Annotated in this window: 11 protein-coding genes; 6 read left to right on the plus strand and 5 right to left on the minus strand. The window is 65.4% G+C overall.

The window, feature by feature from the left end; all coding sequences use genetic code 11:
* Nucleotide 1 precedes the first annotated feature (1 nt).
* From RXV88_RS08370 to RXV88_RS08390, 5 genes are all read left to right on the plus strand, one after another.
* Nucleotides 2-1,756, plus strand: coding sequence for an acetolactate synthase 3 large subunit (locus RXV88_RS08370; protein ID WP_316291916.1), 1,755 nt, complete (start codon nucleotides 2-4; stop codon nucleotides 1,754-1,756).
* A 106-nt stretch (nucleotides 1,757-1,862) separates the two neighbouring features.
* A complete protein-coding gene (gene ilvN / locus RXV88_RS08375) occupies nucleotides 1,863-2,423 on the plus strand; it encodes an acetolactate synthase small subunit (RefSeq protein ID WP_316291918.1) in 561 nt (186 codons plus the stop codon).
* A gap of 362 nt (nucleotides 2,424-2,785) precedes the next feature.
* Nucleotides 2,786-3,595, plus strand: a complete 810-nt coding sequence (locus RXV88_RS08380; protein WP_316291920.1) for a helix-turn-helix transcriptional regulator — start codon at nucleotides 2,786-2,788, stop codon at nucleotides 3,593-3,595.
* Nucleotides 3,596-3,700: 105 nt separating this feature from the next.
* Complete coding sequence (locus tag RXV88_RS08385) at nucleotides 3,701-4,861, plus strand: aromatic ring-hydroxylating dioxygenase subunit alpha (RefSeq protein WP_316291921.1); 1,161 nt, start codon at nucleotides 3,701-3,703, stop codon at nucleotides 4,859-4,861.
* The gene (locus tag RXV88_RS08390; protein ID WP_316291923.1) at nucleotides 4,858-5,076 is read left to right on the plus strand and encodes a hypothetical protein; all 219 of its coding nucleotides are present in this window, start codon (nucleotides 4,858-4,860) and stop codon (nucleotides 5,074-5,076) included. Before RXV88_RS08385 ends, RXV88_RS08390 begins: the two co-directional genes overlap by 4 nt.
* 70 nt (nucleotides 5,077-5,146) lie before the next feature.
* On the opposite strand, the gene RXV88_RS08395 is transcribed toward RXV88_RS08390, so the two are convergent.
* From RXV88_RS08395 to prfB, 3 genes are all read right to left on the minus strand, one after another.
* Entirely contained in the window at nucleotides 5,147-5,551 is a 405-nt protein-coding gene (locus tag RXV88_RS08395; protein WP_316291925.1) for a cytochrome c, read from the minus strand.
* Between the two features lie 108 nt (nucleotides 5,552-5,659).
* Nucleotides 5,660-6,466: a DUF2189 domain-containing protein gene (locus RXV88_RS08400; protein WP_316291927.1), complete on the minus strand. Its 807-nt coding sequence runs from the start codon at nucleotides 6,464-6,466 to the stop codon at nucleotides 5,660-5,662.
* A 129-nt stretch (nucleotides 6,467-6,595) separates the two neighbouring features.
* Nucleotides 6,596-7,720 carry a peptide chain release factor 2 gene (prfB, locus tag RXV88_RS08405; protein ID WP_316291928.1) on the minus strand — a complete coding sequence of 375 codons (1,125 nt, stop codon included), beginning with the start codon at nucleotides 7,718-7,720 and terminating at the stop codon, nucleotides 6,596-6,598.
* Between the two features lie 190 nt (nucleotides 7,721-7,910).
* On the opposite strand from prfB, the gene RXV88_RS08410 reads away from it, so the two are divergent.
* Nucleotides 7,911-8,681 (plus strand): hypothetical protein, encoded by a 771-nt coding sequence (locus tag RXV88_RS08410; protein ID WP_316291929.1) that lies wholly within the window; start codon nucleotides 7,911-7,913, stop codon nucleotides 8,679-8,681.
* A 39-nt stretch (nucleotides 8,682-8,720) separates the two neighbouring features.
* Here RXV88_RS08410 and RXV88_RS08415 read toward each other — a convergent pair whose 3' ends face one another.
* Both RXV88_RS08415 and RXV88_RS08420 read right to left on the minus strand, forming a co-directional pair.
* The gene (locus RXV88_RS08415) at nucleotides 8,721-11,249 is read right to left on the minus strand and encodes a PBP1A family penicillin-binding protein (RefSeq protein WP_316291930.1); all 2,529 of its coding nucleotides are present in this window, start codon (nucleotides 11,247-11,249) and stop codon (nucleotides 8,721-8,723) included.
* Nucleotides 11,250-11,355: 106 nt separating this feature from the next.
* Nucleotides 11,356-12,567: an N-acetylmuramoyl-L-alanine amidase gene (locus tag RXV88_RS08420; RefSeq protein ID WP_316291933.1), complete on the minus strand. Its 1,212-nt coding sequence runs from the start codon at nucleotides 12,565-12,567 to the stop codon at nucleotides 11,356-11,358.
* Nucleotides 12,568-12,624: the final 57 nt, after the last annotated feature.

Genomic DNA, 12,624 nt, shown 5'->3' on the forward strand with positions numbered 1-12,624 from the left:
TATGACACGGCAAATGACCGGAGCGAAAATGGTGGTTCAGGCCCTGCGGGATCAGGGTGTGGACACGGTATTCGGATATCCCGGGGGCGCGGTACTGCCGATTTACGACGAGATTTTCCTGCAAAATGACATCCGCCACATTCTGGTGCGGCACGAACAGGGCGCGGTCCACGCCGCCGAGGGCTATGCCCGCGCCACCGGCAAGCCCGGCGTGGTTCTGGTGACCTCGGGCCCAGGTGCCACCAACGCGGTGACCGGCCTGACCGATGCGCTGCTGGATTCGATCCCGATCGTGGTGCTGACGGGGCAGGTCCCCACCTTCATGATCGGCTCGGACGCCTTTCAGGAGGCCGACACCGTGGGCATCACCCGCCCCTGCACCAAGCACAACTGGCTGGTCAAGGACACCGAAAAGCTCGGCTCGGTCATCCATCAGGCCTTCCACGTCGCCACCTCGGGCCGTCCCGGCCCGGTGCTGGTCGACATCCCCAAGGATGTGCAGTTCGCCAGCGCCGACTATACGCCCAAGCCGAAGGCCCCGGTCGGCCATTACCAGCCGCAGGTCAAGGGCGACATGGACACCATCCAGGAGCTGGTCGAGGCGATCGAGACCGCCGAGCGGCCGGTATTCTATACCGGCGGCGGGGTGATCAACTCGGGCCCCGGCGCATCGCAATTGCTGCGCGAACTGGTGGACGCCACCGGCTTCCCGATCACTTCGACACTGATGGGGCTGGGCGCCTACCCGGCCTCGGGCAAGCACTGGCTGGGCATGTTGGGCATGCACGGGCTCTACGAGGCCAACCTGGCGATGCACGGCTGCGATCTGATGATCAATGTGGGCGCGCGCTTCGACGACCGGATCACCGGGCGGCTGGACGCGTTTTCGCCCCGGTCGAAGAAGGCGCATATCGACATCGACCCTTCGTCGATCAACAAGGTGATCCGCGTCGACATGCCCATTATCGGCGATGTCGGCCATGTGCTGGAGGATGTGCTCAAGGTCTGGAAGTCCCGCGGGCGCAAGGTCAACCGCGAGGGGCTGGCCAAATGGTGGCACAGCATCGAGGAATGGAAGAAGGTCGATTGCCTGAAGTTCAAGCCTTCGGAAACGACGATCAAGCCGCAGCATGCTTTGTCCCGGCTCGAAGCGCTGACCAAGGGACGTGACCGCTACATCTGCACCGAAGTGGGCCAGCACCAGATGTGGGCGGCGCAGTACCTGGGCTTCGAGGACCCCAACCGCTGGATGACCTCGGGCGGGCTGGGCACCATGGGCTACGGCTTCCCGGCCTCGATCGGCGTCCAGATGGCGCATCCCGAAGCGCTGGTGATCAACGTGGCCGGCGAAGCGTCGTGGCTGATGAACATGCAGGAAATGGGCACCGCGGTGCAATACCGCCTGCCGGTCAAGCAGTTCATCCTCAACAACGAACGCCTCGGCATGGTGCGGCAATGGCAGCAATTGCTGCACGGCGAGCGCTATTCGGAATCCTGGTCCGAAGCGCTGCCCGACTTCGTCAAACTGGCCGAGGCCTTCGGGGCCAAGGGCATCCTGTGCTCGGACCCGGCCGATCTCGACGACGCCATCATGGAGATGATCGAGCACGACGGGCCGGTAATCTTCGATTGCCTGGTGGAGAAGCACGAAAACTGTTTCCCCATGATTCCGTCGGGCGAGCCTCACAACAAGATGCTGCTCGGGGACGCATCGACCGACGACGCCATCGGGTCCAAAGGCGCGGTTCTGGTGTAACCGGCCGCGTTTTCTTGCAAAGAAAACGGATCGGAAAATTCGAAATTTTCCGATCCGGATTTTTACTAAAAATCCGGCCCCGTGCGGTCGAACCGAAGGAAGAACCATGTCGCCTCTGAAGATCAAGAAAGGCTCGTCCCGTCATTCCGCCTACAACCTGCGTCCCACCTTTTCGGACGTTCAGGAAACCCACACTCTGGCCGTTCTGGTGGAGAACGAGCCCGGCGTGCTGGCCCGTGTGATCGGGCTCTTTTCCGGGCGCGGCTACAATATCGACAGCCTGACCGTGGCCGAGGTCGACCACGAGGGGCACCTGTCGCGCATCACCATCGTCACCACCGGCACGCCACAGGTCATCGAACAGATCAAGGCCCAGCTGGGCCGGATCGTGTCGGTGCACGACGTGCACGATCTCACGGTCGAGGGCCGTTCGGTCGAACGCGAGCTGGCGCTGTTCAAGGTGGCCGGAACCGGCGACAAAAGGGTCGAGGCACTGCGGCTTGCGGATATCTTCCGCGCCAATGTGGTCGACAGCACTTTGGAAAGCTTTGTTTTCCAGCTGACCGGGACGCCTGACAAGATCGACGCCTTCGCCGATCTGATGCGCCCTCTCGGTCTTGTGGAAGTCGCTCGCACCGGCGTCGCCGCTCTGTCGCGCGGGACGTAACGGCGCGCGCCACCCTCCCTCCTGGCCCCGAGGCTACCAGGGCCTCCCCGATCCTCGGCTCGCTCCGATGTTCCGGGGCGGCATCGGCCGCCTGATCGGCCGATCCTCCTGCGCCAATCGCTGCGTTGGACGCCGCCAGCCGCGTATGGAAGATCCGCTTCTCCATGCCCGAACGTCCGCGGCGTCCTGGCGCGGCAAGGTTCGGCGATCGCAAAATTTTAAGAGCAACTTATTGCAATTCTTAACGACAGGCGGCACCCTTGACACTGAATGGCGTCAACGCTGACGCCATTCAGTGTCAGTCAATTTTCGAACCCGTCGGCTTGGTATGCTATATTCTAGACAAACACCCGGAAGACCCGATGACGGATGCTTCGCCGCCCGCTCCCAGCCCTGCCGATCTGCGCAGCATGCTGGGGGCCAATCTGCGTAAACTCGCGCGGAATGCCACCTCGATTTCGGCGCTCTGCCGCGATCTCAAGATCAACCGAACGCAATTCAACCGCTACCTCGCCGGCGAAAGCTTTCCGCGCCCGGACGTGCTTTATCGCATCTGCACCTTCTTCGACGTCGACGCGCGGATCCTGCTTCAACCGGTCGACGACATCCAACCGTCCTTCCGCGATATCCTGAACCACCCGGTGGTGGCCGAGTTCATCGGCGCCGGCGTGATCCCGCTGAACGAAGAGACCTTTCCCTCCGGCTTCTACAGGTTCTCGCGGCCCAGCTTCGTCGACAACGCTCTGTGTCTGCAAAACCTCGTCTACGTCTTTCGGCGCGACGGCTTTGCCTTTCTGCGCGGCTTCGAGGCCAGGCAGGCCATGCTGCAGCAGGGTCTGCGCGACGATCCCGCCAACCGCGAATTCCGCGGCGTCCTGCTGCCGCAGGAGGGCGGAGTCGCGGCCTTTGTCAGCCGGCGCAATTCGTTGACGACGACCTTCAATTTCCTGTCCCCCCTGCCGTCGATCTCGAACGCCTTCTGGGTCGGATATGCCGCGCGCACGACGCGGGAGACGGTAACGGGAAAACGCGTGGCGCGTCTGGTCTATGAATATCTCGGGCGCGACACGGCGAAGGTGCTGGGCGCGGCGCGCAGAACCGGGCTCTGTCCGGCCGAGGACCTGCCGACCTTCCACCGCCAGCAATTGCGGCTCGACCAGCCCTTTACCTGAGACCGCCGCGATGTCGCGGTCGGGACAAGGCGGTCGCGAACAGGCGGGGCGGCCCGGGCCATGGCCGTTAAAGCAGGGTGTCCAACCCATGCAGGAGCGCTGCCGATGGCCTCTTTTGTCACCGATCTCTCTGCCGTTCGCCGCAATGTCGATCAGGCACAGGGGCTGCCCAACGCGCATTACATCGACCCCGCCGTTTATGACGAAGAAAAGCACGCCCTGCTCTTTTCGCAATGGGCGGGCCTCGGCGTGGCCGCCGATGTGCCAGAGCCGGGCGACGCCAAGCCCATCGACTTTCTGGGCATGCCGCTTTTGCTGGTGCGCGGGCGGGACGGCGCGGTGCGGGTGTTCCAGAACATCTGCCGTCATCGCGGGATGATCCTCGTCGATGCTCCGCGCAAGATCGAGGGCGCGATCCGCTGCCCCTATCATTCCTGGTGCTACGCCACCGACGGCCGGCTGGTCAGCACGCCCCATGTGGGGGGCCCCGGCCACAACACGCACGAAGCCATCGACCGCGCGACGCTGGGCCTTGTCGAAGTGCGCAGCCACATCTGGCGCGACGTCGTCTGGATCAACGTCAGCGGCGACGCGCCCGCCTTCGAGGTCGCCATGGCCGATGCCATGGCCCGCTGGGCCGAATTCGAACAGCCGGTCTACCACGGCGGCAGCGACAGCCGCTTTCAGCTCGAGGTGGCGACCAACTGGAAGCTCGCGATCGAGAACTACTGCGAAAGCTACCACCTGCCCTGGGTGCATCCGGGGCTGAACGCCTATTCGCGGCTGGAGGATCACTACCACATCGAAAAGCCCGGCGAATATTCCGGCCAGGGCACGCTGGTCTATCGCCAGCTGACCAACGAAAACGGCGAAAGCTTCCCCGATTTCGAGGGGCTCTCATCCAAGTGGGACACCGCCGCCGAATATATCGCGGTCTATCCCAACGTCCTCTTGGGGGTGCATCGCGACCACGCCTTCGCCATCGTCCTGGTGCCCGAGGGCCCGGAAAAGACGGTCGAGCATGTCCACCTCTATTACGCCCGGCCGAAGACCGACGGCGGGCTGCGCCAGCGCAACACGCAGCTTTGGAAGACCGTGTTCGAAGAGGACATCTTTGTGGTCGAAGGCATGCAGCGCGGCCGGCACGCGGTGGGTTTTGACGGCGGGCGGTTCTCGCCGGCGATGGACAGCCCGACGCATTGCTTCCACGCCTGGGTCGCCGCCAAGGTCGAGGCCTGGCGCGGGCAGCCGCATGCGGCGGAATGACGGGCGGCGATCTGCACGCGCGGCTTCTGGCGGCCCATGCGGGCGGTGACAAGGCCGCACTCGTGGCACTTTATTCAGAGGCCGCGGCGGGGGCGAACGACCTCGACGCCAGCTGTTTCTTCCTGACCCATGCCTATGTCTACGCGCTGGAACTTGGCGACCCGCGCTGTGGCGCACTGCGCGCCAGCCTGCGCGCGCACGGGCGCGAGGAATAGGCGCCCTGAAGGCAACTGGCTGCCGGCCGGGCGGTGCCTTGGCGCCCGACCGGCAGCGGGTGCCCGCGCGCTATTGCTGGATCGTCTCCAGGTAATAGGCCAGCGACAGCACCTTGCCGCGGGTAAAAAGCACATCGCCGTATTTGGTGTCCGACGGGCTTTCCTCGCTGAAGAGCGCGCCATAGACCGGCATCGGCCCGCCATGCGCGCGCAATCCGGTCCGCCCGTCGATCACGTGGATCACCTGCAGCATCGGAAAGACATTGTCGTTCCCCGCCGACAGCTGGGTCAGATCGGGGACCTGCGTGGTCAACAGATCGGTCAGCGGGCCATTGCCCTGACCGCCAGCGCCATGACAGGTCGCGCAATATTGCGTATAGATCGCCTCGCCGAGATCGGCGTCCTGCGCCAGCCCCGGACCGGCCATCACGGCCAGAGCGGCGCCCATCGCCATCGTGGAAATGCGTCGAAACATAGGTGTCCCTCCCGGATGTGTTTGCCCTGCACCCGCGCCGGGCGCAAGGCGGCCAACGGGATGCACGGCGATCGTAACACCCGGAACTGCGACGATTATTGATCCAGATCAGCCATGCTGCGGGGTCGCGGCGGGACGCGGCGCAGTGCCATAGGCCAGCATGTCATAGAGGTGCCAGGTGGCGTGCCCCAGCAGCGGCAAGGTCAGAAAGAGGCCCAGAAACGCCGGCAGCAAGGACACAAAGAGCGCAACCGCGATGAACGCCCCCCAGCCCAGCATCACCACCGGATGCCGGGCAACGTACTGGAACGAGGTGATCATCGCGGTGACAAAGTCGATCTCGCGGTCCAGCAGCATCGGTAGCGCCAGAACGGTGAGCATGTAGAGCAGCGTGGCAAAGGCAGCACCGATGCCGGTGCCCACCGCCAGCATGGTCAGCCCGTTGACGGTCAGGAACACATCGAAGCTCGAGGAGATGTTGGTCATGGTCGAAAGGCCCAGAAAAAGCGCAAAGACCATGTGGCCGAAAAAGAACCAGAAGAGGAAAACCACGACGATCACCGCCGACATCGACGGCAACTGGCGCTTGGACTGTCGCAGGATCACGCTCAGGATCTCGGCCTGGTCCAGCGGGCGGCCCTGCGCGATCCGGCGGCTGACGTCGTAAAAACCCACCGCCGCGAAAGGCCCCAGCAGCGGAAAGCCGATCGCGGCCAGAACCAGCCAGAAGGTCGTGCCAGTGGCCAGCGTGATCTGCGTCATCGCCCAGCCCGACAGCACGTAGAAGCCCGCGAAGACAAGCGCGAAGACCGGCGCGCGGCGCATGTCCTGCCCGCCGCGACGCAGCGCCTCGCGCAGGATGGCGGGCGTCACGGCGCCCAGTTCGGGGACGCCGGGTTTGGGTGTATCGGGCATGGTCTTCCTCCTTCGACCGGGCCCGCGCGTTTCGAGTTCGGATTAAAGCGCAAACACCGCCGCGAGGAAAGCCCGCAAGGGCTTGAGGAGCAGCTCATCCGCCCTTGTGGGCGTCTTCGCTGCGGCGGGTCACTCGCCCTGCGCGTCAGCCCGGCTTTTGCCCGAGACCTGCAGCGCCAGCGTCGCCGCCATGAACCCGTCGAGATCGCCGTCGAGAACGCCCTTGGTGTCCGAAGTCTCGAACCCCGTGCGCAGGTCCTTCACCATCTGGTAGGGCTGCAGCACGTATGACCGGATCTGGTTGCCCCAGCCCGCATCGCCCTTGGCCTCGTGCGCGGCGTTGATGTCGGCGGTGCGGCGTTCCAGCTCCAGCTGATACAGCCGCGACTTCAGCGCCTTCATGGCGATGTCGCGGTTCTGGTGCTGCGATTTTTCCGAGCTGGTCACGACGATCCCTGTGGGATGGTGGGTGATCCGAACCGCCGAGTCGGTGGTGTTGACGTGCTGCCCGCCCGCCCCCGACGACCGGTAGGTGTCGATGCGGATATCGGCGGGGTTCACCTCGATCTCGATATTGTCGTCCACCACCGGATAGACCCAGACCGAGCAGAACGAGGTATGCCGCTTGGCCGCCGAATCGAACGGAGAGATGCGCACCAGCCGGTGCACGCCGCTTTCGGATTTGAGCCAGCCGTAGGCGTTGGGCCCGCTGATCTTGTAGGCCGCCGATTTGACCCCCGCCTCTTCGCCGGGCTGTTCGGATTGCAGTTCGACGTCATAACCGTGCTGCTCGGCCCAGCGCACATACATCCGCGCCAGCATATTGGCCCAGTCGCAGCTTTCGGTCCCGCCCGCGCCCGCGTTGATCTCGAGGAAGGTATCGTTGCCATCCGCCTCGCCGTCCAGCAGCGCCTCGAGCTCTTTCTTGGCGGCCTTCTCGGCCAGCGCCTTCAGCGTCGCCTCGGCCTCGGCCACGACCTCGGCGTCGTCCTCCATCTCGCCCAGCTCGATCAGTTCGACGTTGTCCGACAGGTCCTGCTTGATGGTGGTATAGGTCTCGATCGCGTCGACCAGCAGCTGCCGGTCGCGCATCAGCTTTTGCGCCGCCTCCGGATCGTTCCAGAGATTCGGATCCTCGACCCGGGCGTTGAATTCCTCGAGCCGGTGCTGGGCGGTGTCCCAATCCAGCCGCTGGCGCAGCAGATCGAGCGATTTCTCGATCTTCTCGACGGTGTTCTGAGCTTCTGCGCGCATTGGGGGTGTCCTGTTCGTGCCTCAAGGACTGCGTGATACCAAGCGGCCCGCGGCTCGACAAGGTGGCGCGCGCCCGGCCCGGTTCTTGACACGCATCAACGAGGACCGCGCGGCATGGCCTTACGCTGGATCCGCGATGGCTGTCGACCGGCGGGGCCGACGGCCGGGCGTTCAATACGGGAGGTCCATCATGATCCGCACGATTCTGCCACTTGCCAAAAGGCTGCTGCTGGGCGGCCTGATGATCGTGGCGACCCATCTGGCTGCTGCGGCGGAAACGCCCATCGGCTCAAGCATCGAGAGCCGGGTGACGCTGGCATTCACCGTCGAGAGCGATGCGCTGGCTGCGTGGGCTCCGGAAGGCTGGGTTCCGGTCCCCTTCCCCAGAGGCCCGTTCTCAGGCGCGAACCTGATAACGAACCTGATCGATCAGCGCGCCGGGTACGACGCGGAAGGCAATGTCACCGACCCGCCGAACCGTCGAGCGGTGGCATTTCTGGGGCTGGCAAAAGAGGCGTCCGGCGACGCGGTGCGCATTTTCATCTACAGAAATTATGTCTCGGACGGATCGGATACCTACGGAACGGAGCGACAGGCAACGGTGACACGCACACTGACCCAGTCCGGCAATGCCAACCTTGGGCGCGATCATCAAGACGCGTGGAGCATCAGCACCGATGACGGCGCGTTCTCGGTCAGCCTCTCCTTCACGACCGGCAAACCGGTCTGGAGCCCCAACGAAGCACGTCCATTCTCGGCCGCCAATCCAGCGTTCAGCCGCATCTATCGCTACGATCAACTCACCGACTTGCTGATGAGCACGGCGCTCGGCAAACCGCTGAGCGGCAGTTTCGAGATGTCCACCGACATCCCCGAACTGGCGGCCGTCTTTGACGGCAGCGAAAGCCTGGTCGCGATTGCCGATGTGCCGGTCTATGTCCGCAAGATCAGCCTGCCGTAAGACGGGCCACCGGGTGGGAAGGCCCCAGCCGCCCCCCGCTTAGTATAGGCCGCCCGAGCTGAGCGTGCCAAAGCTGGCTTTGGGGCCGACCGTGCCTTTGCGCCCGGTCGAGGTGGTGACCTGCCGGGCGCTGCCGCCATCCGGGGTGATCAGGTCAAAGTTGCCACCCATCGCGAAGCCGCCGTCGAACTGGATGCCGAACATGGGATCCTCGCCCTCGCGGAAACACTCGGCCACCACGTTGGGGCCGCTGGCATCGTTGCTCAGACGCGCGCCGGTGAAACGGTCGATCTTGATGAACTGGCAGGCCTCGGGCACGCGGAACTTGCCGCCGCCGTATTTCTCGACCGCCTTCTGCATGAACTGGGTGAAGACCGGCCCGCAGAACCCGCCGCCCGAGGCCCCCCGGCCAAGACCGCGCGGCGTGTCGAAGCCGATATAGCACCCGGCCACGATGTTCGAGGTGAAGCCCACGAACCACACGTCCTTGGCGTCATTGGTGGTGCCGGTCTTGCCTGCCGTGGGCACGCTGAGGTTCACGGTCCGGCTGGCGGTGCCGCGCTCGACCACGCCCTGCATCATCGAGGTCAGCTGATAGGCGGTGACCGCATCCATGATCCGCTCGCGCTTGTTCTCGATGCGCGGGGCCTGTCCAGGCGGCAGGTTGGGATCGTCGCAATTGACGCAGGTGCGCTCGTTGCCCTTTGCGGCGTCGTGGCGATAGACGCTGTTGCCATAGCGGTCCTGAACCCGGTCGACCAGCGTGGGCTCGACCCGTTCGCCGCCGTTGGCGAACATGGCATAGGCCGCCACCATCTTGAAAAGCGTGGTCTCGTCCGAGCCCAGCGAATTGGCCAGCACCCGGCCCATGTTGTCGTAGACGCCGAAACGCTCGGCATAGCGGGCAACCACGTCCATCCCCACCTCCTGCGCCAGACGCACGGTCATCAGGTTACGCGACCGCTCGATCCCGGTGCGCAGCGGGGTGGGCCCGTAGAACTGGTTGCTGGCGTTCTTGGGGCGCCAGACGCCCTGCGGGGTGTTGATCTCGATCGGGGCGTCGATGACGATGGTCGCCGGGCTGTAGCCGCTGTCGAGCGCCGCGGCATAGACGAAGGGCTTGAAGCTGGACCCAGGCTGGCGCTGCGCCTGGGTGGCACGGTTGAACACCGAATGCTGGTACGAGAACCCGCCCTGCATGGCGATCACCCGCCCGGTGTTGACGTCCATCGCCATGAACCCGCCCTGCACCTCGGGCACCTGCCGCAGCGACCAGCTCTGGAAGGCGTCGCCGTCGGTCAGCGCGCGCACATGGATCACGTCGCCGACCGAGAAGTTGTCCCTGAGGCTGCCCGAAAACCAGCTGGTGTCCGCGCGCGGCACGGCCATGCCGCGCGGATCGTCAAGCGGGATGTCCTCGATCCCGATCAGCAGCTCCTGATCGCGCACCTCCCGCACCACTGCCGCGTGCCACTTCCCATCTAGCGAGATGTCGCGCGCCACGTCGGTCTGGGCCAGCGCATCGCGCCAGGCGGCCTCGTCTGCCATGGCCTCGGCAGGCAGTGTGACGCCGGTGCCGCGCCAGCGCCCCACGCCGCGGTCGTATTCCTCGAGCTTGCGGCGCAGCGCATCGGCGGCCTCTAGCTGCATCTCGGGATCGACGGTCGCGCGCACGCTGAAGCCGCCCGAAAAGAACTCGCCCTCGCCGAAATCGCGGCTGAGCTGGCGGCGGATTTCGTCGGTGAAGTAATCGCGCGGCGGCAGCGCCTGCTGGTAGGGTTCGAAATCGCCGTTCTGCACCGACCGCAGCGGCTGTTCGACCTCGGACCGGTAGGTCGCCTCGTCGATAAAGCCGTTCTCGAACATCTCCTTGAGAACGAAGTCGCGCCGCGCCAGCACCCGGTCCTTGTTGCGCACCGGATGGAAGTTCGACGGCGCCTTGGGCAGCGAGGCGAGGAACGCCGCCTCGTGCGGGGCGAGCTGCAGCAGGGTCTTGTTGAAATAGGTCTGCGCGGCGGCCGTGACCCCGTAAGAGTTCTGACCCAGGAAAATCTCGTTGAGATAAAGCTCGAGGATCTTTTCCTTGCTCAGCGCCTGCTCGACGCGGCTGGCCAGAATGATTTCCTTGATCTTGCGTTCGGCGCGCCGGTCGCCGGACAGCAGAAAGTTCTTCATCACCTGCTGGGTGATCGTCGAGGCGCCGCGCAGATCGCGCCCGCGCGAGCGCACCGCGTCGATCGCCGCCGCCGCGATGCCGCGCACGTCATAGCCCTGATGTTGATAGAAATTCTTGTCCTCGGCGCTGATGAACGCCTGTTTTACCAGATCGGGGATCTCGCTGGCGGGCGTGAAAAGCCGCCGTTCCTGCGCGAATTCGTCGATGATCCTGCCTTGGACCGAATAGATGCGGCTGATCGTCGGCGGGGTGTATTGCGCAAGGCTTTCGTGGCTGGGCAGGTCGCGGCCGTACATCCAGAACACCGCCCCGATGGTCAGCGCGACCATCATCAGCCCCAGCGTCACCACGCTGAAGATCGCACCGAAGAACGAGAGGATGAACCGTGTCACGCAAAGAGCCCCTTAGATCGCTGAGTGTCCACTATACGCGACGGCGGCCAAGGTCAAAACCGCAACGTTGCGTGCATGGGCCGGTTCCCGCCTTTGTGATCGCCGGTCACTGCCGCCGGAGCCGGGCCAGCGCCGCGTCTTCCAGCGCCCAGGACTGGATACCGTCGCGGATGCCCGCGGCCATGCCCGCCCGCCAGATCGGATCGCTAAGCTTTTCCAGATCGCCGCGTGTGGACAGAAACCCCAGCTCGATCAGCACCGAGGGGATGTCGGCGGCCTTGAGCACCGAAAAGCCCGCCTGCCGGCGCGGGCGCTTGTGCACCTGCCCCACGGCGTTGCGGATCCCCGCCACCAGATGGCCCGCCAGCGCCTGGCTGCGCGGGCTGTTGTCGAGCCGCGCCAGATCGAGCAGGACCCCCGCCACCCGGTCGTCCGATCCCGACAAATCGAGCCCGCTGAGCAGCGCGTCGCGGTCGTGCCGTTCGGCGAGCGCGGCCGAGGCCGCGTCGGACGCCTCTTCGGACAGGGTGTAGACCGTCGCGCCGCGCGCCACGCCCTCGTCCAGCGCGTCGGCGTGCAGCGAGATGAACAGATCCGCCCCCGCCGCATGGGCCAACGCCACCCGCCCCTCCAGCGACACAAAGACATCGGCCTCGCGCGTCAGGCGCACGTCGAAGCCGCCCGCGCGGCGCAGCACCTCTTGCAATTCGCGGGCGAAGGTCAGCATCAGCTGCGCCTCGTTGATGCTTTCGGTTTCGGCGCCGGGGTCGATGCCGCCATGCCCGGGGTCCAGCATCACCACCAGATCGCGCGGCCCGTCGCGCGGCGGCGGCGCGCGCAGCACCACCTGATCGGTCGGCGCGTCCCAGCCCGGCGTGCGCGGCAGGCCCGCCGTGGCGGCAAAGCTTTCGGCGTCGGTCTTCGACAGCGCCACATCCAGCGTCGCGCGGCCGCTTTCCTCGTCGATGCGCAGCCCGGCGCTGTCGATCCGCATCGGCCGGTCGAGCGCGGCCACCAGACGCGACCAGCCCGGCCGGAACGGCCCCATCCGCAGCGCGGTGATCCGGTCGGAGCGGTCCAGCGCCTCGGGCCGGGCCGCGCTCCAGTCGACTTCCTTGAAATCCAGCACCAGCCGCAGCGGGTCGGTCAGGGTGAAGATGCGCCACGGCACGCCCTGCGACAGAGTCAGCGTCACATCGGTGCCGCCGAAGGTCCGGTCGCTGATCGCGCCGGATTCGAACCGCGCCACGGCGCCAAGGTCCTGCGCCTGCGCGGCACCGGCCAGAAGGCCCAGACAAAGGGTCAAAAGTCGGATCATCCCGCTCGTGCTCTTTCCGCCGCACCTCTTTCGGGCGCGCGGGCCGAGGGTACACCG

It is taken from the genome of Aestuariicoccus sp. MJ-SS9 (assembly GCF_032586235.1).
Lineage (GTDB): Bacteria > Pseudomonadota > Alphaproteobacteria > Rhodobacterales > Rhodobacteraceae > Aestuariicoccus.